General features: G+C 71.0%; 18 protein-coding genes. 5 read left to right on the top strand and 13 right to left on the bottom strand.

Annotated elements, in window-relative coordinates; genetic code table 11:
• Positions 1-24: 24 nt before the first annotated feature.
• The 3 genes from IPH07_28280 (at position 25) to IPH07_28290 (ending at position 4,174) form a co-directional block, all read left to right on the top strand.
• Positions 25-2,412 (top strand): hypothetical protein, encoded by a 2,388-nt coding sequence (locus IPH07_28280; GenBank protein ID MBK6921328.1) that lies wholly within the window; start codon positions 25-27, stop codon positions 2,410-2,412.
• 141 nt (positions 2,413-2,553) lie between these two features.
• Positions 2,554-3,477 carry a polysaccharide lyase family 7 protein gene (locus tag IPH07_28285; protein MBK6921329.1) on the top strand — a complete coding sequence of 308 codons (924 nt, stop codon included), beginning with the start codon at positions 2,554-2,556 and terminating at the stop codon, positions 3,475-3,477.
• A 7-nt stretch (positions 3,478-3,484) separates the two neighbouring features.
• Positions 3,485-4,174, top strand: coding sequence for a hypothetical protein (locus IPH07_28290; protein ID MBK6921330.1), 690 nt, complete (start codon positions 3,485-3,487; stop codon positions 4,172-4,174).
• A 49-nt stretch (positions 4,175-4,223) separates the two neighbouring features.
• Here the strand turns inward: IPH07_28290 and IPH07_28295 are convergent, their stop codons facing one another.
• Together IPH07_28295 and IPH07_28300 are read right to left on the bottom strand one after the other, a co-directional pair.
• Positions 4,224-6,191 carry a CDGSH iron-sulfur domain-containing protein gene (locus IPH07_28295; protein ID MBK6921331.1) on the bottom strand — a complete coding sequence of 656 codons (1,968 nt, stop codon included), beginning with the start codon at positions 6,189-6,191 and terminating at the stop codon, positions 4,224-4,226.
• A 58-nt stretch (positions 6,192-6,249) separates the two neighbouring features.
• Positions 6,250-7,599, bottom strand: a complete 1,350-nt coding sequence (locus IPH07_28300) for a hypothetical protein (protein MBK6921332.1) — start codon at positions 7,597-7,599, stop codon at positions 6,250-6,252.
• Between the two features lie 162 nt (positions 7,600-7,761).
• On the opposite strand from IPH07_28300, the gene IPH07_28305 reads away from it, so the two are divergent.
• A complete protein-coding gene (locus tag IPH07_28305; GenBank protein MBK6921333.1) occupies positions 7,762-8,784 on the top strand; it encodes a hypothetical protein in 1,023 nt (340 codons plus the stop codon).
• A gap of 87 nt (positions 8,785-8,871) precedes the next feature.
• On the opposite strand, the gene IPH07_28310 is transcribed toward IPH07_28305, so the two are convergent.
• Both IPH07_28310 and IPH07_28315 read right to left on the bottom strand, forming a co-directional pair.
• A complete protein-coding gene (locus tag IPH07_28310) occupies positions 8,872-9,486 on the bottom strand; it encodes a hypothetical protein (GenBank protein MBK6921334.1) in 615 nt (204 codons plus the stop codon).
• Between the two features lie 123 nt (positions 9,487-9,609).
• Positions 9,610-11,139 (bottom strand): hypothetical protein, encoded by a 1,530-nt coding sequence (locus IPH07_28315; GenBank protein MBK6921335.1) that lies wholly within the window; start codon positions 11,137-11,139, stop codon positions 9,610-9,612.
• 209 nt (positions 11,140-11,348) lie between these two features.
• Here IPH07_28315 and IPH07_28320 point away from each other — a divergent pair, with 209 nt between their 5' ends.
• The gene (locus IPH07_28320) at positions 11,349-13,244 is read left to right on the top strand and encodes a WD40 repeat domain-containing protein (protein ID MBK6921336.1); all 1,896 of its coding nucleotides are present in this window, start codon (positions 11,349-11,351) and stop codon (positions 13,242-13,244) included.
• A gap of 43 nt (positions 13,245-13,287) precedes the next feature.
• Here IPH07_28320 and IPH07_28325 read toward each other — a convergent pair whose 3' ends face one another.
• From IPH07_28325 to IPH07_28365, 9 genes are all read right to left on the bottom strand, one after another.
• On the bottom strand, positions 13,288-14,535 hold the full coding sequence (locus IPH07_28325; GenBank protein ID MBK6921337.1) for a PHB depolymerase family esterase: 1,248 nt from the start codon (positions 14,533-14,535) through the stop codon (positions 13,288-13,290).
• Between the two features lie 92 nt (positions 14,536-14,627).
• A complete protein-coding gene (locus tag IPH07_28330; protein ID MBK6921338.1) occupies positions 14,628-15,920 on the bottom strand; it encodes a hypothetical protein in 1,293 nt (430 codons plus the stop codon).
• Positions 15,917-16,549 carry a TetR/AcrR family transcriptional regulator gene (locus tag IPH07_28335; GenBank protein ID MBK6921339.1) on the bottom strand — a complete coding sequence of 211 codons (633 nt, stop codon included), beginning with the start codon at positions 16,547-16,549 and terminating at the stop codon, positions 15,917-15,919. Before IPH07_28335 ends, IPH07_28330 begins: the two co-directional genes overlap by 4 nt.
• Entirely contained in the window at positions 16,549-17,943 is a 1,395-nt protein-coding gene (locus tag IPH07_28340; GenBank protein ID MBK6921340.1) for a sodium:solute symporter family protein, read from the bottom strand. The genes IPH07_28335 and IPH07_28340 overlap by 1 nt, the downstream gene beginning before the upstream one ends.
• A 68-nt stretch (positions 17,944-18,011) precedes the next feature.
• Positions 18,012-19,244 carry an alpha/beta hydrolase gene (locus IPH07_28345; GenBank protein ID MBK6921341.1) on the bottom strand — a complete coding sequence of 411 codons (1,233 nt, stop codon included), beginning with the start codon at positions 19,242-19,244 and terminating at the stop codon, positions 18,012-18,014.
• Between the two features lie 11 nt (positions 19,245-19,255).
• A complete protein-coding gene (locus IPH07_28350) occupies positions 19,256-20,851 on the bottom strand; it encodes a hypothetical protein (protein ID MBK6921342.1) in 1,596 nt (531 codons plus the stop codon).
• A 22-nt stretch (positions 20,852-20,873) separates the two neighbouring features.
• Positions 20,874-21,590: a hypothetical protein gene (locus IPH07_28355; protein MBK6921343.1), complete on the bottom strand. Its 717-nt coding sequence runs from the start codon at positions 21,588-21,590 to the stop codon at positions 20,874-20,876.
• A gap of 143 nt (positions 21,591-21,733) precedes the next feature.
• Positions 21,734-22,729 (bottom strand): alpha/beta fold hydrolase, encoded by a 996-nt coding sequence (locus IPH07_28360; protein ID MBK6921344.1) that lies wholly within the window; start codon positions 22,727-22,729, stop codon positions 21,734-21,736.
• Positions 22,705-23,703, bottom strand: a complete 999-nt coding sequence (locus tag IPH07_28365) for a ketoacyl-ACP synthase III (protein MBK6921345.1) — start codon at positions 23,701-23,703, stop codon at positions 22,705-22,707. The genes IPH07_28360 and IPH07_28365 overlap by 25 nt, the downstream gene beginning before the upstream one ends.
• Between the last annotated feature and the right edge of the window lie 23 nt (positions 23,704-23,726).

Genomic DNA, 23,726 nt, shown 5'->3' on the forward strand with positions numbered 1-23,726 from the left:
CGTCGTCGCGCCGCGCGAGAGCACATGGACGAACCCGAGGTCGCCACCGGACCCGACGACGAGCCCTCGCCGGAGCGCGGGACCCATCGCCGCGGACGCCCGACCACGCCGTGGTCGCGGCTGCTGCTGGGCGCCGCGATCGGCATGCCCGCGATGGCCTTCGGCGGGGTTCATCCGGCCACCGTGATTGCTTTTTGCGCGCTGGTGCTGGCGCTGTGGCTGCGGCTGTGCCTGCGTGCGCGCTCGGGCCTGCAGATCCCGGCATGGACCGCCGTTGGGCTGCTGGCCGTGCTCGCGACCACGCTGCAGTGCTTGCCGCTGGCCGGCGTGCGGGAGTCGCTGGCCCCCGGCCTCGATGCGATGGTGCGCGAGGCCCTGCACGGCACCGGCGTGCAGGCACGCGAAGGCCTCTCGCCGACGCCCGCCGACACCGGCCTCGAGGCCGCGCGACTGCTGGCCCTCACCGCGTTGTTCGTGGCCGCGGCACAGCTGTCGTGGCGCGTGAGCGCGGCGTTCGTGACACTGCTCGGCACCGCGGTCGCGTTGGTCGGGTTCGCGCACCAGGCCGCCGGCCTGCACACGATCTACGGCTGGTACATGCCGCTCGACATCGATCGCGCGGGCGTACCGGCGCTGCTGGGGACCTTCGTCAACCCCAACCATCAATCGGGCCTACTACTGCTGGGCATCTTCAGTGGCATCGCGGTTGCGGCCGACCAACACGCGCACGGCCTGGTCACCGCGGATCCCGGCCGCGTCGATCGCTATGGCGATCGATTCCTCGCGGCCATGGCCGGCGTGACGATCCAGATCCCGGCGCTGGTGCTGTCGCTGTCGCGCGGCGCGTTGGTGGCGTTCTTGCTGTTGGCGCCGGTCGCAGGCTGGCTCGCGCTGCGGCGGCAGTCGGCGGGTCGGCGTGCACGCCGGCGACGTACCGAGCGGCTTTCGCCGGCCCGCATCATGGTCGTAGCCGGCGCGGTGGGGCTGTTCTTGCTGGTCGCGCAGCACGGTGCGTGGCGAGAGCTCGCAACGCTGTCGTCGCTGCACGACTCGGTGGGCGAGACCGATCACAAGCTCGGCCAAGCGGTGCAGGCACTGCGCATGCTCAGCCTGTCGCCGGTGCTGGGTGTCGGCCGCGGGGCCTTCGTCGATCTCTTCCCCTCGGTGCGCGCCGACGGCTCGTACGTGCTCGCAACCCACCTCGAGTGTGCACCGGCGGCGATGCTGCTCGAGTGGGGCCCATGGTTCGGCGGCACCGTGCTCGGCGGGCTGACGCTGTGGTGGCTGGTGGCGTTCGTGCGCGGCGGGCCCCGCTCCGATCGCAACGCGCGGCGCGTGGTGCTGCTGGGCCTGCTGGCGCTGGCGCTGCAGAACACCGTCGACTTCTCGTTCGAGTTCCTCGGCGTCGCCGCGCCCGCGGTCGCACTGGCGGGCGCGCTGTCGACTGGCCCGATTCGCGTGTTCGGCTCGCGCCGCAGCGCCGTGGTGGGTGGGCTCGCGCTCGCGGCCGGACTGACACTCGCGATCGTCAGCCGCGGTCACTCGCAGCTGCTGCGCGAGGACGTCAACAGCCGCATCCTCGCCGGCGACGAGGCACTCGAGCTCGCGGCCCTGCGCGCGCGGCCGCTCGACGGTCGTCTGCACGGGCTGCTGGCACGACGCGCAGCCAAGGCCCGCGACTACGCGACCGCGGTCGAGCGCGCCGACGTGGCGGTGCGACTGCGCCCCGGCAATGTCGACCCGTGGCTCATCCGCGGGGTCGCGCTGCGACGACTCGGTCGCGTCGACGAAGGCGACCGCTCGATCGCCGAGGGCCTCGCGCGGCTGCACGAGCGGCCCGACGAGGCGTTGCTCGCGTGGCTGCTCGGCGAGTACCCCGACCCCGCGACCTGGGCGACGCTGTGCCCGACCGAGCCCGCGCCGTGGCGCGCACTGGTCGACGCGCTCGCCACCGTCGCGCCGCAGCACGCCGACGCGGTGGCGGCCGCACGCGCGCGGGCCCTGCCCGACGACCCCGAGCCGCTGCGCGTGCGTCACGACCTCGCGCTGCAGGCTGGCAACCCCACGCTCGCGCTGCATCATGCACGCCTGCTGCGGCAGCTCGCGCCCAACGACGTCGCGGCCCATCTCGCGGTCGCGCGGGCGCTGCGGGCCCTCGGACGCACGACCGAGGCCCGCGACGCGCTGTTCGCCGCGCTCGACGAGGACGCACCGCGCGGCCCCGGCTTCGCGGATCTCGCCGAGCGCGGCCTGCTCGAGCAAGACCTCGTCGCGGTGCTGCTCGAGCTCGGCGACGCCGACTCGATCGCGCGCGCACGCAAGCTGATGCCGGAGCTACTGTCGCGACCGGCGAGCCGCGACGCGCGGCGGGTCTCCGAGGCGCTCGCGGTCCGGCTCGACGATCTGCGCTGAGCTCCCACGCGAGCGCGACGCGCATCGGCGAGTCGTCGCCGCAGGCGGACAGAACGCGTCGAACACCAGCTCGCGGAAGAACCTCGACCACGCACGCCGCCGCGATGCCGCTCGACGACGGCGACATGGCATGATCCCGTGATGGATCGCCGGACCTCGCTGTGCGTGATGTTCTCGCTCGCGTGCGCCAACTCGCCGGCGACCGACGAGGACTCGGGCACCACCGCGGGCAGCAGCTCGGGCCAGGTCGGCGACGATGGCACCACCGCGACCACGGGCGCCTCATCGACCACCGCTACAGCCACCACCGCCGCGGACACCACCGCCGCCGATGCCACCACCGCCGCGGACTCCGGTAGCGGTGAGGACGACGGCGGCAGCAGCACCGGCGCGCCCGCGATCGCGCCCGCCGACCTGTTGGATCTCGCGGCGTGGAAGCTGACGCTGCCGATCGCCCGCGACGAGCCCGATCAACCGCTCGAGATCCTCCAACCAGAGCTTGGCACCTACGCGATCGAGCCGTGGTTCCACCTCGACGACGCCGCCACGGCGGTGGTCTTTCGCGCCAACGCCGGCGGCGTGACCACCAACAACTCCGGCTATCCCCGTGCCGAGCTGCGCGAGATGGCCAATGACGGCCTCGATCCCGCCAGCTGGTCGACCAGCGATGGCGTCCACTCGATGACGATCACACAGGCGATCACCCACCTGCCGGACGCCAAGCCCCACGTGGTGGCGGGGCAGATCCACGACGCCTCCGACGATGTCGTGATGATCCGGCTCGAAGGGAGCCATCTCTTCGTCGAGGGCGGCGGCGACGAGCTCGGCGACCTCGCGACCGACTACGTACTCGGCACCACCTTCACGGTGATGCTGCGGGCTTCCGAGGGCGCGATCGACATCTACTACGAAGACCTCTCGACGCCGGTGGTGTCCATCGAGCGCGACGTCGATGGCTGCTACTTCAAGGCCGGCGTGTACACCCAGTCGAACCCCGAGCACGGTGACGAGCCCGACGCCTACGGCGAGGTCGTGATCTCGGAGCTCGTCGTCACCCACGCATAGACCGCTCATGACGCGCATCTCGCATCTGCTGCTTCGCACCACCGATCTCGCCGCGGCGCGTGGCTTCTACGACGAGATCCTCGTGGGGGGCTGCCCCGATGTCGTCGAGCTACCCGCAGCTGCACGGGCGCGCGGCGCCAAGCCGCACTGGCTCGGGCACATCGCCGTCGACGATCCCGCCGCGATGATCGCCGCGCTGGTCGACCGCGGGGCACAGCTGCTGGGCCCTGCGTTCACGACCCGCGGCGCCACCGCGCAGGCGCTGCGGGAGCGCGGTGGCGCCGTGATCGCGATTGGCGGACCGGGCGATGCGACCGCCCGCAGCGACCTCGCGTGGCACCTGACGTGGAGTCACTCGCCGGTGGAGTCGCTCGCGGATCACGTCGAGCTGTTCGGTTGGCAGGCGACGACGCAGGTCGACACCAACGGTTTCGGCATCCACCGCGGGTTTGCGTGGACACCGGGTGGACCGAGCGTGGGTGCGGTCGCCGATGTCGCGGCGGTGGCGGGCGTGCACGCGCAGTGGTTGTACGTGTTTGCGGTCCCCGATCTCGACCGCGTGGTCGCGAAGGTCCGCGAACGCGGCGGACTCGCGCTCGGTCCCACGACGCTGCCCAGCGGCGCGCGCATGGCCGCGTGCGACGATCCCCAGGGCGGCGCGTTCGGTCTCACCGACGCGACGACGCTCGCGGTGTGAGCGACGCGCCGTCGGCGGACACGTGCGACGAAACCGGCCCGCTCGCCGATCAACCGCCGGCGCGGAAGCCAATGCGCGCATGCGTGCCATCGCAGAAGGGCTTGTTGGCCGAGCCACCGCAGCGGCACAGCCGGGCCGACTCGACGCGCGCGATGGTGCGGCCGGTGCCGGCACAGATCTCCACGGGGCCGGCGATCTCGAGCGGGCCATCGGGCAACGGCGTGACCTCGAGTGCGCCGCCACGCTGGGCCAGCGGTGCCGTGTCGATCGTCGCGGGCTCGCCAGTCGCGTGGAACGCCGCGCCATTGTGCGAACCGTCGCAGAAGGGCTTGTTCTGCGACGCGCCGCAGCGGCACAGCGTCGCGCGTCGCAAGCTGCCGCGACCGGCCAGCCGCACGTCGGCGTGCAGGGCATACGGCCCGTTCTCGCGCAGGCGCATGACGTTGACCTCGGGCACCGGCTCCGGCGGACCTCCGTCCAGGCGCTCGTAGGTGATCGCGCCCGACGGACACGTGTGGGCGATGCCGACCAGCGCCTCGACCGAAGCCTCGTCCGGGTGCAGCCACGGGCCCTGCACGTTGGCGAGGAAGACCCGCGGCGCCCCGAGCACGCAGTGCCGCGAGTGGATGCAGCGCTTGGTGTCGAAGCGGATCTCGAGGTGCTTGCCGCGCGCTCGGTCGACGTCGACCACGGGATCGACCGGCTGCGTCGGTGCGGGCGAGGCCGGGGCGACCACGACCGGTGCGGGCGCGTGGCTCGAGGTCAGCGTGGTCGCGAGCGTGGCGAGACGATCGCCGATCGTACCGATGCGCTCGGCGACCGGTCGTGCATCGGCGGCCAGCGGCAGCACGTGCTGGTCGAGCCCGCGGGCGATCGAACGCGACAGCTCGACCAACGACTGCACCGCACCGCGGGGATCGGGCTGCACCGCGAGCGTGCGCGACGTCGCGAAGCTCAGGCCCGCGAAGGTGCCCGGGTGGTTCGCGGATGCGGGCAGCGACGTCAGCAGCTCACCGATCGGGGTCAGCGCCGACATCGACGCCACCGCGAGGCTGTACAGCGGCCCACGCAGGCCCGGCGTGGCCCCCACGGGTGACAAGAGCACCTCGAGCGCACGCAGCATGAGCATGTACATCGCGTTGCCGACATCGAGCACCGAGGCCGCCGGCTCGGCGTCGATCCACACCAGGCCATCGGGCAGCGGTGGGCGACGCATGACGGGATTGCGCGCGACGCGAGCGGCGGGATCGAAGCTCGGATCCTCGGCTTGCATCGCCGCCAGCTCGTCGCGCATGCGGACGAAGCGACAGTAGTGCGACTCGTGGCCGGCATCATCGGCGCCTTCGCCCTGCGCGACGATCACGTCGATGGCCGCATGGGCGCTATCGAGGTCGCGCACCGAAGAGGTGCCGGGGAGGGTCACCGGTGGCGCGCCGAGCTGCAGCGCTGGGTTGCCGCAGAACAGCACCGCCTCGCCCATCTGCTCGGCGAGCTGATCGAGCCCCGCCCGGATCCCGCGATAGAGGTGACCGACGGTCGCGTAGTCCTCCGCGCTCGGTGTCAGTCGCCCCGGCGTCATGCCGCGTCGGTACTGCCGTGGCGACGCGAAGCCCTCGCCGTCGGGCAACGCCACACCCTCGGGTCGCTCGAGGAACACGAAGTGATCGAGGGTCGCGCGTGAGAACGGAGCCAGCGACACCACCACGCCCGCGGGGTGGTAGCCGGGCGACACCGGAAAGTTGGGGCGCAGCAGGTGGGGCGCGACCCCGACCGCGCTCGCGACGTTGGACACGTTGACGAGATGGACCATCTCCTCCCGCGCGACGTCGACGATCTGCTCACGCCAACGCGACAGCACCGCAGCGTGGGACTCGGACACGCGCCCACGCGCCGGTGCGCCGATGCTGAACGCGGCGTACAGGTAGCAACACATCAAGCCGTGCTCGATCTCGGCGGCTTCGCCGAGCAGGTGAGCGAGCGTCTCGCGGTGCTGGATGTGGATGACGGGCTCGTCCATGGCAGCTCGGGAGTCTGCCGGACTCCCAGCGCCGCCGCACCCCGCCCATCGGGCTGCGCTAGCCGGGCGGGTTGGCGACCAGCCCCAGCCCGCTACCGGTCATGTCCGAGTAGGTGTACGGATCGACGAGCCCCTCCACGACCACGCTGCTGCCGTCGCTGGGGTCGACCCGGTAGGCCCGCGCGGCGCCGCGATCGACCACCCACACCATGCCGGCCGCGTCGACGCTGACGCCGACCGGCTCCTGGCAGTCGGGCAGCGCGATGGCACCGTCGACGAGCACATCCGCGACGGTGTCGTAGCGCATCAGGCCGCAGGGGTTGTTGCCGGCGACCCACGCGGAGCCATCCCGATCGATCGCCAGGCCGCGCAGCCGCGTCGGTCCACCTTCGGTGTCGCCCTCGTCGATCCAGCTGCCGGCCTCGCGGTCGAACTTCCACAGCTTGCCCGACCAGCCCGCCACCCACGGCGTGCCGTCGCCGTCGAGCGCGATGCCATACATCACGTGATCGACGGGGTTGTCCCAGCGATCGACCGCGAGCGTCTCGGCGTCGACGCGGAACATGCTGCCGCTGGTGCCGAGCGCCCAGAGGTTGCCGTCGACATCCGCGGCGCCGCCGTAGGGCCCGTGCCCCCAGTTGTCGGGCCAGTCCTCGATCACGACCTCGCCGAGCGTCGTGCCGAGATCGCCATCGAGCTTGCGGATCGTCGCCGAGCTCGCGGGCTGGTTGCGCCAGCTGATCCACAGCTGCTCGCCGACGGTGTCGCAGGTCGCAGGGTCGATGCTGCCGCGGGTCCACGCGGTCGCCCGCGGGCCGCCCTGGCTGCCCGCGACGCCGGGATCGAAGCCGGTGTCGTGGTGCCACAGCACGCACTCGTCCTCGCCCCACGGCAGCACGTCGTCCCACGCACGCGAGGTGCGGATCTCACCGTCGCCGTCGCCATCGACGCAGCGCTCGATGGTGCCGGCGAGCTTCGTCACCGTGCCGCGGCGATTGCTCACCGCGACGTCGCCGCTCAGGCTCACCGCCGTGCGCGAGGGATCGCTGCCGTCGGGGCCGGTGCGGTAGCGGGCCAGCTCGGTCGCGGTCGCGGTGTCGATCTTCGAGACCGTGCCCTGCGAGCTGTTGGCGATCCAGATGATGCTGAAGCTGTTGCCGACCTCGCCGTCGCCGCAATCGACGGTGCCCGTGGGGCTGCCGACATCGAACACGATGGTGTGGCCGTCGTCCTCGCTGCCGTCGGCCCCGTCGTCGCCGCCGTCGTCGCGTCCGGTGCCGCTACCCGAGTCGTCGCGGCCGACGACGATGCCGCTGCTACCGGATTCGTCACTCGCCTCGATGGCCTGCCCCTGGCAGGCGAGCGAGCAGGACAACGACACCAGGATTGCGGAGCGATGGCGCGACATGACCCGTCACTTGTCGGCGAGTCGCTCGCGATCCTGTGATCCCGCGGGCGCGCGGGTGTGGGCCCACGGCCCGCATCGGGTCGCCACGGCTCGACCCGATGCCGCATCGATCGCCGCTGCGGCCGCGACGCGGCCCCAAGTCCACCGTGATAGCCTCGCGCAATGGCATGCGCCCGCCGACGCGCGTACGGCATCGCGCTCGAGGTCCTCGCTTCGCTGTCGATCGCCTGCGGGCCGCGCTACGTCGCGAACGGTCAGCCCGAGCCCGCGCCCGCCCTCGACGACGACGACGCATCGGCGTCGGCGAGCACGCCCGAGCACACCGCCGACCCCCAGGCCGGCTGTCGGATCGACCCCGAGTGCGGCCTCCCCGAGGATCCACGGATCTTCGCGGTCTGTGAGGCCGGCACGTGCGAGCGGTGGGACACCGCGCAGATGTGGTCATGGGCGACCAGCGTCGCCCCCGAGCTTTCGTCCCTGCGCGAGGCAGGAGCCCTCGCGAACGTGCCGTGGATCCCGGCAAGCGGCACGGTGCGGGTGTTCGTCGACGCCCGGCAGCTGATCTGGTCGAACAAGGCCCGCTGCGTGCCGATCGATCTCGCGTGGATCGACGGCGCGCTGGTCGGCGAGATCCCCGAGGTGCTCGGCACCAAACCCGGAGCGAAGAACGCGTGGTTCTACACGCTGCGCCTGCACGACGGCGTGGACGTGCTCGGTCCGGGCCGCACCACGTCCGGCCCCGACGGCGACGGCGCGGAGGCGATCGGCGGCTTGCAGTCGTTCGGGCTGCACCTGCGCGCGACCGACGACGCCCTGCGCTACACCGGCACGCACTTCGCCACCGAGGTCGCGTGCGGCAGCGCGAGGATCGAACGGCCTGGTTGCGAGCCGGTGGCCTGCGAGGGCTGCAGCGAGCTCGCGCTACGCAAGCGCCCGCTCGATCGCGGCGTCGCGACCGGCCCCGTGGCTGGCACGATCACGCGCTCCGGCGGCGCGTGCGAGCCGTGCCCCGCGGACACCTTCGGCCCGCTGCTGCATCGCCTCGACGCCGCCGTCACCGGTCGCATCTTCATCGACGACGCGGGCGACGACGCGGGTCCGGTGTTCCACCGCCGCGTGCAGACCTGCACCGTCGAGCTGAAGCAACGCTCCCGCCGCCTCGCCCGCGCTCGCCGACCGCTGTGATCGCACCGACGTCGCGACGCGAGCCCGCGGCCCGCCGCGTCGCGGCAGTCGGTGTCGACGCGCTCCACATCGTGCCAGGCAACCGCCCTACCGCTTGCCCTGGTTCAGCCAACCGCTCCATCGCGCCACCCGCTGGCCGCCGGGCAGGTACACGCGGGTGGCCTGCGGTGGGGACGTGCCCCGCAACACGTGCTTCAGCAGCGCGACGCTCTGGCTGCCGATCCCCGACGACGTCGTGCCCTCGACGCCCACCGTGGTGATCCGCGCGTCCTCGGAGAGTTCCTGCACCCAGCGGTCCGCGTGGTCGTACTGCGCCGTTTCGTATTGGTTCGATCCCGCCGAGTGGCAGGCGTGGATCACCGCGACGCCGCCGGCGGTGAGCATGTTGCGGAACCACGCGCAGACGGCCGGCCAGGCCATGTTGCTGTAGCCGCGGGCGATCTGCGGACTGAGGTTCCGAGCCTGCAATGGCGCCCCGCCGAACACCAACGGTCCATCCCAGCCGCCGTGCGCGAGGCAGACGATGACGTCGACCCGCGTCATCAAGTTGGGGTAGGCGTCGATCCATGGCTGCGGATCCTTGCGCGCATCGCCGACGTCGAAGGTCTGGCAACTGAACTTCTCGGCCTGGAGGTAACGAACCACAGCGTCGCACGAGCCCTTGAAGTCGGGACCAGCGTGGAAGACAAACGCGCGTCGCATGGCGACTAGATGCCGCGGGCACGCGAGGGGTTCACGGCGCGCGCGGTCGCAGCGACGACGGCGGCATGACGAGGTCCGAAACGCTGTTTGCTCTCGCGAGCGAGGGGAACCACCGCGGCGTGATCACGCGCCGCAGACATCGTCGGGGCATGGGGTCCCCAGCAGCTCCCACACGTACGACGTCAGCGTCACCGGTCCGCCGTACAGGCCGGTGCCGCCGGCCGCGAAGCCGCGGCTGGTCTCGTTGACGGCGGGTGAGTTGCCCGGCGGCGGATCGTTGGGCTCGGCGAAGACCTCGGCGATCCGACGCTCGCACGGCCACGGCCACAGCGGCTCGTCGGTGGGCTGATCGAACCCGGCCTCGCCCCAGTGCGTGCCGGAGATCCCCCACCGCGTGCGCAGGTCGGCGCCCGGTGTGTTCGACACGACATCGGGTCCGGTGGGATCGATCACCGATTGCGGCGCGTCGCCATCGTCGAGCAGGAACGGCTCGCCCGCGAAGCCGCCGACCGTGACGTGCGACGCCGTGTTGGCGCGAACGCCGGTCGCACCGTCGGAGACGCCCCACACCACCGCGTGATCGACGACGTTGCCCTGGCCCCACTCGACCCCGAAGATCCCGGCGTGATCGACGGCCTCGCCGATCACCATCACGCCCTGGAACCGGATGTTGCTCCCCACCTTCGCGATGTAGAAGCCGCCGTACTTGCCCTCGCCGCCGGTCTGTGGCGCGTGGCCGTCGATCGCGATCACGTTCTGGTAGAGGTGATCGCGGACGGAGTCGTCGGCGTTGTTGCCATAGGTGTTGAAGGTGGATTTCGGCAGCGGCGAGCTGGTGTAGTCCATGCGCCCGACCACCCGGCGCCAGATGTTTCGCTGGGTCGAGGCGTCGGGCCCGCCCTGGACGAAGCATGCCCGGCACGATCCGACGCCGGCGACGTCCTCGACGAGGTTGTCGTTGCCCCACAGCTGCAGCAGTCCGCCCTGCTCGCCGGACTCACCGGCGCGGCGGAAGATGCTCCGCGTCAGGCGGCTGTGATCGCCGGCGATGGTCCCGACGAACTCGTCGCCATCACCGGCATCGAACACGAACCCGTCGACGTGCACGCGATCGCCGATGAACAACAGATCGCTGCCACCGACGATGCGCACCGCCAGCGGGTGCCGGGCCGCGATCGTGGTGAAGCCGTCGGTGCCGGCCGGCACGTCGACGATGGCGTTCTGCGGTCCCGCGTACTCGCCGTCGTCGACGAGCAGCACGTCGCCGGGCGCGAGCTGGGCGATGCCGTGCGCGAGTGTCTTCCACGGCGCGGCTTCCGAGCCGTCGCCGGTGTCGTCGTCTCCGGTCGGCGCGACGTGGAAGGTCGGGGCGAGCGGGAGCGCGACGTCGCAATCGGAGGGGGGCACGGGTGGATCGTCGCCGCCGGTGGTCGGATCTGCGCCGTCGGTCGCTGCGGCGGAATCGGACGATGCCCCGCCCGAGCTGGTCGCCGGCGACTCGCTCGTCGGGTTCGGTCGGCCGTCGTCGCCGTCGCTCGCCGCGAGCGACGGGTCGTTCGTGTCGCTCGCGTCGGCGTCGGCGGGGGACGTCGAGGTGCACGCGATCGCGCACGCGAGGGTGCAGAGGCTCGGAGCCAGGACAGTGCGGGCCATGTTCCGGCCTTGGTGGCCGGCACCCCTCGGTTCCGTGCCGATCGCCGCGCTCGCCCTGCGACGGCGTCGCGCGGCCGCAGGCAGCGTCGATCCTCGTGGGCTGCTCTAGCGTCGTTGCGCAGGCGAGCGGCCGCGTCGAAGGGACCCATGGGGATGTCGCCGAGCGCGACCGCCTCGTCACGCGACCAAGGCGAGGCTACCTTGGCCGCATGCCACGCCGCCCTCCATGGCTCGCGTTCGCGCTGCTCGCCTGCCGCCCGAGCGAGGACACGAAGCCGACCTCGCCGCCCTCCCGCGACGCACCGGATCGCGGCGAGGTCGAGGCGTTGTGGCTCGGCGCACGCGTGCCCACGCACCCCGACGGCATCGTTGCGATCGCCGTGCAGGACGACGCCGTGATCGCAGCGACCGAGGCCCCGCTGGTGATCGAGGGGCGCACGATCGGCGCGGTCGATCCCGGCGTGCGCGTGTGGCGTGCCGACGGCCGCCTGCTTGCGCAGTTCGGCGACACCCACGTGGTCGCGATCGCCCCGGTGCCGAACGATCGCGTGGCGACGGCGGACGTGAACGGCCGCGTGCGCGTGGCGACGCTCGACGGCGGCAACCCGATCGAGCTCGGCGGTGGCGCGCGCGTCGTGGCGCTGGGCTGGATCGCAGCGCGCGAGCGACTGGCGGTCGTGCGTGGCGACGGACAGATCGCCCTGGTCGAGCTGGCCCCGAACGCGGCACCGCAGGTCGTCGGTGCGCTCGGGCGCGAGATCACGTCGGCGGCGATCGGTGCCACGCGGGTGGTGATCGGTGGCAAGGACGGCAGCGTGGTCGCGCTCGACCTCGACACCCCGGCTGCCGCGCTGCGCCACCACGCGACGGCGGGGCGCGCCATCACGGCGATCGCGATCGCGGCCGACGGGCGCGGCTTCGCGGCCGGCGACATGGAAGGCGAGATCTTCGTCGGGCGCATCGGTGAGGCCACGCGATCGATCGCCGGCAGCAACGGCTGGCCGGTGCGCGCGCTCGCGATGATGCCGAGCGGCGACGTGGTGGTGTCGACCTCGACCCAGGGCTGGTACCTGCAGGTCCACGATCCCAGCGGCCACGTCGCGATGCTCCCCGCCGACGACGGCCCCTACGACGCGATGGTCGTCGACGGCACCCGGCTCGTCACCGGCAGTGCCGGCGGTGTCGTGTCGGCGTTCGACGTCGCTGGCAAGCGCGAGCTGCTCGCGGGCGCCCGCAATGTGTCCGCGCCGCGTGCGATGGGCTTCGATGCCGCGGCCACGTCGCTGGTCACCTACGCGCGCCCCCAGCCGCTGCGCTGGTCGCTCGCGGACGCCTCGGGCCAGCAGCTCGCCGCGCCGGAGGTGCTTCCGATCGCGATCGCGCCTGGTGGTGCGCAGGGCCTCGTGGCCGACACCGAGCGCAGCGCATGGGCGTGGAACGAGGTCGGCACCGACCGCCTTGGCCCATGGCACGCCTTCGTCGGCACCGAAATCGACGTCGCGTTCGCGGGCGACGTGCTCGGCATCGCTGTGCACGAGGGCGGCCAGCGCGATGCGGCGACCAACTTCGCATTGTACCGCGGGGAGGTCATCGTCGCGAGCTGGCGCGCAGACGATCACGTCGGCCTGCGTGGCTTCGCCGCGGCACCCGACGGTAGCCGCTGGGTCTCGCTCGACGGCGACGATCGCCCGCATGTATGGAGCGCCACCGGTGAGCACGTGTGCGCCGTGAAGGAACCGCGGCTCAACGCCGAGATCGTGTTCGGGCGCGACGCGAGCGAGCTCGTGCTGGTCTCGCAGAGCGATGGCCTCGAGCTGCTCGACGCGAGCCGCTGCACCACGCGCACGAAGCTCTGGGAAGGCGACGGCGATGCGCCCCAGGGCACCACCGACGCGATCTGGGCGCTCGCGGCCGCACCCGGCCAGGCCCTGATCGCCAGCGGTCACACCAGCGGCACGGTGCGGCTGTGGTCGCTCGTCGACGGTCGCGAGCGCCGGTCACGGCACGAGCAGACCAAGCTGATCGAAGATCTCGAGTTCGATCGCAGCGGTCAAATGCTCGCGAGCGCCGCGCAGGACGGCAGCCTCGTGGTGTACCGCTGGTGACGCGAGCTCGGGTCCCTGGCCAAAGCCCGCGTGGGCGATCGTCTCAGACCGCGCGACGACGACGCCGCCGCAACGCGACGCACGCAGCCGTGAACCACGGCACCGCGGCGTCCCGCGTGTCGCCGATGCTGTTGCACTGACATCCGCTCGGCTGCACGTAGCCGTCGTCGGCACCGGCAGTCACCGTGCTGATGCCACTGCCGCCCTCGCCACCGCCGTTGCCCCCGGTGCTGCCGCCCTCGGTGCCCGCAGCGTCGTCGTTCGATCCGCCACCGGCCTCGCCACCGCTGCCACCACCGGCCTCACCGCCTTCGCTGCCGGAGTCTGCACCGCTACCACCGTCGCTGCCCGAGTCCTCACCGCCCGGGTTCCATTCGCCGTCGGCGCGTCGCGCATTTGCGGTGAAGGTCTCGGCGGCGAAGTACGAGAGGTTGAGCCCGGTGCCCGCGACGTACGAGGTCGGCGGCCCTGCGGTGCCCGAACCCGAGGGCCAGTTGTGACCGACGCCCATCGAGCTGATCGACGCCACGCGCTCGCCCTCGGCGTCGTCGTAGGCCAACGCCGAGCCCGCGGGATTGGTGCCGGGCAGCGAAGCGACATCGAAGGGTGCGCTCCCGAGCAATGTCCCGCCGCCGTAGATGGTCGCGTACATCTCGGCGTTGATCTGCGCGTAGCCCTGCGCGACCGTGAAGTCGTTGCTGTCGGTGAACGTGATGGCCAGCTGGGTGTCGAACGACGCCGCATTCGCGCCGGCGTACTGCTGGCACAGCGTGACGGTCTGCCCCACGTTGGTGCCGACCTGCGCGATCTGACTGACGCTGGTGCCGAGCGATGGCCCCGCCGAGACGCCGACGCCGGCGAAGATCTCGGGTGCGAGGCAGCCCACGATGAGCGCCTGGCCGCCGCCGGAGGAGAAGCCGACCAAGTAGATCTGCGCCGGATCGACACCGTAGCCGGCGTCATCCCGCAGGCTCTCGGCGAGCTCGATGATGGGCTTGTTGTGCCCGCTCGTGCGCGTGTGCGTGGCACCGTAGTAGTTCCAGCAGCCGGCGATCACGCCGCCGCCCGGCACGGTCGGCAGCGCGACGACCATGCCGAAGTCCTCGGCGGCCGACTCGAAGTTGCCGTACTGCTGCAGCTGGCTGCCGGTCTGTGCGCAGCCGTGCAGCGCGATCATCAGCGCACGGCCGCTGCCGATCGGGCTCACGCCCGCTGGCGTGTAGACCTCGACGCTCATCCCCGCGATCTGCTTGGTCTCCCACGCGGCGTGGGCGACGGACGAAATCGACATGGCCGCGGCGACCAGCCCGGCGATACGAAGTGGCGACATGACGACGCTCCTTGGTTTTCACCCGCGAGAGCAGGCGCGAGCACGATGCGAGTTCACTGCTGATAGTCGACGAGGAACTGGTGTGCACCACCGACGTTGGTGCTGGTCAGCCACGGTGGCGAGCCGACCACGAAGAGGCGGTAGTCGGCATCGACCACCCGCCACGGTGCGCGCCACCGCGAAGCGACACTCACGTGTGCCGTGACGATCGCGCCGGCGGGCACCTGCACGCTGATCCAATCGACGACGTCCGCGCTGTCGGCGGTGATGCTCTGGAGCTTGCCGTCGACCTCGATGTCGAGCACGAGATCGACGTCGTCGAAGCTGGCCGCGTGCTGGTAGAGGTTGAACGGGAACACGGCGCCGGGCACGAACGGCGGGATCGCGAAGCCCAGCGTCGCCGACTCGCCCAGCAGCAGCATCGCGGTCGCGAACGGCCACTTCGTCCACGCCCCGAACGCCACCACCGTCACCATCTGCAGCTCGTCCGCATGCATCGGGTAGCTGTCGACCTCGTCGCCGTCGATGCGCCCCTGCACCATGAACGAGGTGTCGTTGTCGGGCATCGCCTGCGCGAACGACTCTGGGTAGTTCTCGAACAGCTCGAACACGCGGGTGTCGTTGCGTGCCCACTTGACCGTCACCACGCGGCACACTCCGTCGGCGTTGCGCGGATCCTTGCCGTGGCAGGTACCGGTCCAGTTGCCGTTCTCGTCGGCATCGTGGCCGTGCGCGCCGACTGGACCGAGCGGTCCGGTCGCACCCAGCGCACCGAGCGGACCGATCGGGCCGAGCGGCGCGAACAAGCCGCCGGGCTCGAGCTGCCGCAGGAACGCCGGCGTGAGCGAGGACTCGCGGGCCGCGAGGTCGTCCCAGTAGGCGTCACCGAGCGGGCCGTCCGGTCCCAGCGGGCCCGACGTCGACAGCGGACCGCCGGCATCGGTGAGCAGCGTGGCGAACGAGTCCCACGGCGCCGACAGTCCGATCCACGACGACGCGGTCCAGCTGCCGTCGCCGACCGGACCGAGCACACCGAGCGGACCGTAGGGACCGAGCGGACCGTAGTAGCCGAGCGCGCTCATCGGCTTCAGGTACGTCGATAGTGGCAGCGGGTCGCCGACCACGAACGCGTCGATCTCGGGCCGTACGCTGCTGAGGTCCCCGCCGAGGGCCTGCACCGAGCTGGAGCTGAGCGCGACGCCTTGCTCGATCATGCCGTCGGGGTCGTCGGCCTTGCCGCTGACACTGCCGGGATCGCCATCGTCGTCGGCCGCGCCACACGCTGCGAGCACGACGCTCGCCGTCAGTACCCGAGGAATCGATCGCAGCGTGCGTGGCCGGGTCATGTCGCGTCTCCGTCTGCGCCGCCGCCGAGCCCGAGTCCATCGCGAATCAGCGTGAACACGTCGTCGATGGTCTTCTTCGGCGGCAGGCGATTCTCCCACAACACCCAGCGCATGCCGAGGAAGTCGAAGATGCCCATCAGCGCGAAGGCCACCGCCTCCGGATCGAGCTTGCGGATCTCGCCTTGCTTCATGGCCTTCGCGAGGCCGTCGCGGTAGCCCTGGGCCAGACGTTGGTAGTAGTCGCGATACAGCGCTTCGTCGACGAATTCTGCCTGACGAATGATGCGGTAGAGGTTCTTGTGCTCCTGCACGAACCGCAGGAACGCCACGAAGCCGGCGCGCTCGACCTCGAGCCGCTCGCCGTGGCCCTCGATGGCGGCCGCCAGTGTTCGGCGCAGGGTCGCGCCGAGCTCACCGACCAGCTCGGCGAAGACCGCCTTCTTGCTGTTGAAGTAGAGATAGAACGTGCCTTGCGCGACACCTGCGGCGCGGGTGATGTCGACGATCGACGCGGCCTCGTAGCCGCGCTCGCCGAAGACGGTCTCGGCGGCGTCGAGGATGCGCTGACGCGTCCGTTGACCGCGCGCCGTCACCGGCTCTTGCACGCCTTCGCTGGGGGAACTCGCCATCAGACCTGCTGCTCCTCGAGCGCCCGTGCGGGGGCGCCACTGCGCTGGTGCACCAGCAAACCCACGACGCCGACGCCAACGCTGATCGCAATGGCGATGCACGACGACACCGCGGGGTTCGCAACCCCACCGAACCACTGCAGCCCGACGTGTACCAGCAAGGCGACCGCCGCAGCGCTCGCCACGACCCACGCGGGGATCGCGGTGCGCACCATCACCCCGAAGAGCACCGGCACGAACGACGCGGCGGCGAGTCCGTAGACACCGCGCTGCGCGAACAGCCCCACCAGGGCCGGAGGCTCGAGCGCCAGCAGGAACGCGATCACGCCCACCGCCACCAGCGCCAGCCGCGACGCGGTGAGGCCCGCTCGGGCGTCACCGTCGCGCCGCCCGCGGAGCACGAGGTCATGCGTGACCATGGTCGAGAGCGCGACCAGGATGCCGTCGAGGGTCGACATGCCCGCGGCGAGCATCGTGACGAGCGTGATCGCCGAGACCACCTCGCCAGCCCCACCGCCGCCGAACGCCTGCACCACATACTCGGTGACCACGCGGTCCTGCTGTTCGGGCGGGAACACCATGCCGTCGAGCCGGGCGTAGAGCCCCGCGAACAGGCACAGCGAGAACACCACGCCGAGCGCGACCGACGTGAGGATGAAGCGGTTCACGTCGCGTTCGCTGCGAAGGTACAGCACCTTGGTGAGGATGTGGGGCTGCAGCATCAGCGCGAAGGTCACCACGAACGCGCTCACGAACACGGAGAACACCGAGCCGTACAGGTTGCTCTCGGGGTTGAGCACGGACGCGAACGAGGTCGATACCTGCGCGAAGGCATCCACCACGCCGTTGCCGAGGTGGTGGGCGCCCGAGGCGAACAGCATCACCGCCACCACCGCCATCATCGCGGCCTGCACGACGTTGGTGTAGGCGTGGGCGTAGGTGCCCCCCAACAGCACGTAGCTGAACACGACCACCAGGGTGCCCGCCAGCGCCAGCTCGTACGAGACGCCGAACAGCGCCACCACCAACAGCGCGCAGCCGACCATGATCAACACCACGAAGGCGATCGACAGCAGGTTCAGCACCGCGAAGGCGCGCGCGAGCGTCTCGCTGCCGTAGCGCGCGCGGATCCAGTCGGGCACCGTGAGGCAACCGTGGGTGTCGCCGACGCGGCGGAAGCCCTTGCAGACCGCCAACAGCCCGCACGCGACCCCTGCCTGCGCCGCGACCCCGTAGTGGAGCAGGGCCGACAGGCCGTGGTTGTAGACGAATCCCGGGTTGATGACGAAGGTCGCGGTCGAAGCGATCGACGACGCCATCACGACACCGACCAGCACCGGCCCCATGTCGCGGTTGCCGATCGCGAAGCCCACGAGCGAGGTGGTCTTGCGCATGCCGAGCCACGACAGCCAGTACACCGCGGCGAGATAGACCGCGAGCACGCCGAGCTTGACCGCGAGGATCATCGGCCACCTGGGCGGGTCGGGCTGCGAGCCGCGACCGGGGCGATGGTGACGTCGTCGTCGGTCGCGGGCGTGGGATCCTCCGCGGGCGGCGCGGCGTCGCCCGGCACCGGCGCGGGCGCAGGTGCGGGCGCAGGCACAGGCTCGACCGGCGCCGCGGCCTCGTCATCGCGCGCGTCCGGATCGGTGCCCGGGGTGTACAGCGGCTCGATCGTGGTGCCGACCGGCGCGCCGCCGCCACGACGCTGGCGTGGCGCACCGGGCTCCTTGGTGTCGGCGAGGAAACGCAACACCGCCTGGTTCCACTGCTCGGCGGCTTCGAACTGCGCCATGTGACCGGCCTTCTCGAGCATCACCAGCTCGGCGTCGGGCATCTGCGCGACCGCCTTCTTGGCCAGGCGCTCGGTGCTGCCGCCGTGGAGGAAGGGATTGGGGATGAGGCCGTCGTCGTTGCCGAACAACACCAACGTCGGGAGGTCGAGGTCGTGCAGCCGATGCAGCACCGGGCCATCGATCATGCCCGCGACCGAGCGCGACACCGCCATGCAGTAGGCCTGGAAGTCCGGCCCACCGACCACCGCGAGGCGGTCGCGCACCATGAACTCCGCCGCCTTCGGGGTGCGGTGGAAGTTCTGCGTGTGACGCAGCCACACCGCCTCGGCATCCGCGGCACAGGTGAACTCGGGCGTGACCGTGCCCGCCAGCCATCGCGCCTCGCCATCCTCGAAGGCCTCGAGTCCGGCGGGCGAGGTCAGCACGAGCGCCTCGACATCCTCGGGGTAGTCGAGCGCGTAGGTCATCGCGATCTGCCCGCCCATCGAGTGACCGACCAGGGTCACGCGGCCGAGCTGCAGCTCGCGCACGACGCCTCGCACCGCTTGGGCGAAGAACGCCATCGAGTAGGCGTAGTTGCCCTTGGTGCTCTTGCCGTAGCCGGGCAGGTCGATCGCGACCACGCGGTAGCGCTGCGCGAGCGCGTCGATGTTGCGCTGCCACGCCGGCATCGAGCTGCCCAGGCCATGGATCAGCACCAGCGTGCGCTCGCCCTTGCCGGTGTCGTGCACCGCAATCTTCGCGGTACCCACGGCGACGGTGGTGGTGTCGACGGGGTACTTGATCTGGGCGAACGCGACGCCCTGGCGCTTGGTGCAGCCGCTGGCACCGAGCCCGAGCAGCAGCGTCGCAGCGAGCGCACCGGCGCGCGCGAAGGATGATGTGCGTGAACGGTTCATCGTCGCGGGCCTCAGATCATCAGCCACTTGAGGGTGAGAAAGCCGGTCCAGGGATCGCGCGGTCGCCCGCTGCCACCGCCGCTGGCCGCGGTGCTGACGATCTCCGAGCTGGCGAAGAAGTCGCCCAAGCGCAGGTACGCCGCATGGGCCTCGACGCTGAGCAACGGCCGGATTCGCCACGAGAGGCTACCGTTGACCTCGGCGCCCATGAAGTATGCGCCGTCGATCGGCTGCACGTTCGATCGCGCGAACGCGGTGCCGATGCGACCCGTCAAGCGATTGCGCAGGAAGTCGTAGGAGACCCCGAGCGAGGCCGCCATCATGCCGTAGCCGGCGTTCGAGATGTCGGTCGCGGCGGCGTAGAAGCGGTTGACGACGTTGCCGTGCGGCAGCAACAAGTAGGTGCCGAACGTGGTGAACGGCGCCGCGGGAGCGCCCCAGGTGTTGCCAGTGACCACGCCGCTGTAGGTGCCGTCCTCGAGGCCATTCTTGTCGCCCGAGGTGTAGAGGAGGTCGGCGACGATGGCGTCGCGCGGGGTCCGGCCGAAGCGGAACGCGGCGCGCACGTTGGCCGCCAGGCCGAGCACGTTGGTGAGCTTCTGGAAGTCGCCGGGCTGGTTCGGGATCGCCGTGACGATCTGCCCGAAGTTGCCGACCGCGAACGCCGAGCCGCCGAAGCGACCGGCGGTCAGCTCGGGATTGTAGGAGACGTCGCCGGCCAGCCACGCGAAGCGACCGCGCCAGGTCTCGACGTTGTCGGGAATCGTGAAGCGATAGCCACCGGCGTAGTCCACCAGCGTGCTGTCGGGGCCCTGGCCGAGGATGCCGACGCCACCCTGCCCGGTCGAGGTGTCTCGCAGGTAGCGGAAACTCGCGCCGGCGTGGAGCGTCTTGCCGAGGTGACGGTCGGTCGCGAACTCGAACAGCGAGACGTCGTCGTCCTTCTGGATCAGGTTCTCGTACAGCTGGTAGGCGCCGAGCTTGAAACGCTGCCCCCACTGCGTGCCGTGCAGCACCGCGCCGACGGCATCGGTGCCCCACATCGCCAGGCGCGTGCCCGTGAGCTGCATCGTCGAGACCGGCGTGCGGTAGGGATCGTAGGCGCTGTCGTAGAGCCGCTGCAGACCGACGTCGACCGACCAACCCTTCCACAGATCGATCTCGACCGCGACGTTCTGGGTCTGCAGGTTGACCTGGTCGGCCGTGATCGACGAGCCGAAGTTGCCGCCCGCCGAGTTCGAGGTGTCGCCGAAGGTCCAGTCGAGCTCGAACGACGCGCGCAGGCGAGCCCGGCGGTTGAGCAGCGCCGGCTCCACGACCAGGAACGGAATCAACCGCTGCTCGAGGAACACCGCCCGCTCGCGCGAGGTCGTGGTGGTGTTGGGCCCGAACAGCCGGCCGACCACCTGGCCCTTGAAGAGATCGTTCGCCGGCGCGACGTTGGTGATCTCGGCGCGGGTCAGGAAGTAGCCGTACAGCTGGAACGCGCGGAAGTCTCGCTTGCTGCGCTGGATCTGCTCCGGCGCCTGCTCGACGTAGGGATCAGGCTCGGGCGGCGGCGAAGGTGCCGCGGCGAGCATCAACGACAGCATCGACCAGGACAGCATCGGTTCCCAAGATCCCCTGACGTCACTGGCGGACGAACAGCTGCGTGAGGTCGTCGCCGAAGCTGGTGGAACCGAAGCCGCCCTCGGCGGTCGGCGGGATCGCACCGACGCTGGGCTCGGTCTGCACGACCTCGTAGCGCATGATCGGCGGGCTGACACTGTTGTCGATCTCGAAGATGCCCTCGACGGTGACCGCCTGCGGCATGGTCTGCTCCAGCGTGATGTCGAAGATCTCGCCGACGCCCGATGGCGTCGCGGTGTAGACCCCGACCTGCTGCACCATCTGTCCCTGATCGTCGATGGTGACGACGGTGAAGGCCTGGGGGCCGAAGGTCGCCGTGATCGAGACCGCGTGGGTCAGGTCGACCAGCAGCGGCGCGACGTCGTCGCCCTCGCTCAGCCACGTGCCCTCGAGGGTGACATCGCCGGTCGCAGTGTCGGAGCCGCCCGAGTCCGAGCCCATGGCGGTGTCGTTGCCCGACGCCGACGCCGTGCTGGGATCACCGCTGGTGTCGGCGTCGGAGTCCACGCCGGTGTCGTCGCTCGCCGAGGCAGACCCTGCGGTCGGATCGGTGGTCGCGTTCGTGGCGGACGCGCTCGCGCTCGCGGACGCGCTCGCGGACGCGCTCGCGTCACCCGCGGAGTCGTCGGTGTCGCCGCCGGTGCGGGCCGTGGTGGAGACGCCGGCACCGCTGCAGGCGGTGAGCGCAACGAACGTCAGGACGTGAAGGGCTCGCATGGCGACTCCGGTCTCTTTTGTGCACCGCAACATGACGACTGATTCATGTCTCATACCCCGGGCGCAGGACCCTGTCAAGGCGGCCGCACGGGGCGATACCTCGATTCCGGACCGTCGTCAGGGCACCCCGAGGACGCGCGCACTCACGACCGCGGAACGTGCCGCGCAAGAAACGTCAGCGCCGCTGCGTTCCACTCGTCGGGTCGTTCGAGCTGCACCATGTGGCCCGCACCGCGAACCATCGCGAGCGTCGCGTTCGGCATCCGCTGCACACCGCAACGCGCGAGCGTAGCGGTGTCGCGGCCGTGCAGCATGCGATTGGGCACCAGCGCGTCCTCACTGCCGAAGCTCACGAGCACCGGCATTCGCAGCGCACCGAGTCGGTCGATGACCGGGCGCTCGAGCATCGCCGCGACCGATCGCGTCACCGCGCGGGCGTAGGCCCGCACGTCGGGTCCACCGATGATCGCCAGGCGATCGCGCAGCAGCGGCCAGGCTGCCGTGGGCATGCGATGGAAGGTCGGCAGGTAGCGAGCGACGACCGTCGCGGCCGAGGCACGCGCGGTGTAGTCGTCGTCGACGGCCGCGCGGATCCACCTGCCCTCGGCCTCGCTGAAGCGCTCGAGCCCCGCGGGCGCCGCCAGCAGCAGTGCCGCGACGCGCTCGGGCTGGGACAACGCGAGCTCCATCGCGATCTGTCCGCCCATCGAGTGGCCGCACAGCACCACGCGATCGAGCCCGCAGCGATCGAGCAGCTCGACCACCCGCGCCGCCATCCACGGCAGCGAGTAGCTGACATCGGGCTTGCTGCTCTTGCCGAAGCCCGGCAGATCGACCGCGAGCACCCGTGCACGCCCCGACAGCGCGGCGAGGTTGCGCGACCACACACGCATGTCGCTACCCAGGCCGTGCAACAGCACGATCGGCGGATCGCCCTCACCGCAGGTGTGGACCGCCAGCTCGACCTGGTCGAGCCCCACGAGCTCGAGCGGGAGGCCGTAGTCGAGCGATGCGAACGACCGACCGGGACGCACGCTGTTCCACGACCACGACCACGGCCACGACCATGGCCACGACCACGCCGAGCTCGCGCTGCCGGAGCGGCCGCCCTGCATCAAGCGCTCCGCACGTGTCGCCACACCGAGCACGCCATCGCGAGCCCGCCACCGGTGGCACAGAAGACGATCGGCGCGCCATCGGGCAGGTCACGCTGCAGCAGCGCGTCATCGAACGCCACCGGGATGCACGCCGAGCCCAGGTAGCCGAAGCGATCCATGATCATGTGGGTCTTGGCGCGCGGCAGCTCGAGCACGTCCATCACCGCCTCGATGGTGCGGGCGTTGAGCTGGGTGAAGACCAACAGCTCGACCTCGGACAGCGAGACGTTGGCCTTCGCGAGGCACTGCCGGATGAGCGGCGGCCAGCGCTCGGCGTTGAAGGTGGCCGGGAACTTGCGCACGAACTGCACCCGCGGCGCGCCCTCGGCTGCGATCGAAGCGGCCGTCACCGGGCGACTCGCACCACCTTGATAGATGCCGAGCGCGTCGTGGTACTGGCCGTCGGCGACCAGCTTGCCAGACAAGAACCCCGGCTTGTCGCCGGCCGCGAGCACCACCGCGCCGGCGCCGTCGGCAAACAGCGTGGCGGTGTGCTTGTCCTTCCAGTCGATGAAGCGCGACATGCCGTAGCCGCCACAGACCAGCACGTGTCGCAGATCGTCGTCGGTGGCGATCATGCGTGCGCCGATGTCGAGCGCGGTGACCCAGCCAGCGCAGGCGGCGTTGACATCGAACACGCCGCAGCCGTGGGCACCGAGCTTGTGCTGCACCACCGATGCGGTGGCCGGGCTGGGCTGGTCTGGCGTGTCGGTCGCGACGATGATGAGATCGAGATCGCGGGGCGTCAGACCGGCGCGGTCGAGCGCCTGCTTGGCGGCCTGCGTGACGAGGTCCGAGGTGGTCTCGCCCGGCGCCATCACGTGACGCTCGCGGATGCCGACGTTGGCCTCGAGCCACTCGGCGACCGGTTGCTCGAGGATGTGCTCGATCTCGGCGTTGGTGATGCACCGCTCGGGAATCGAGCGGCCGGTCGACACGATGCGTGCAATGCTCATGGGGTTCGGCTGCGTTGGGGGCC

The organism is Deltaproteobacteria bacterium (assembly GCA_016709225.1).
Lineage (GTDB): Bacteria > Myxococcota_A > Polyangia > Nannocystales > Nannocystaceae > Xiheibacterium > Xiheibacterium phototrophicum.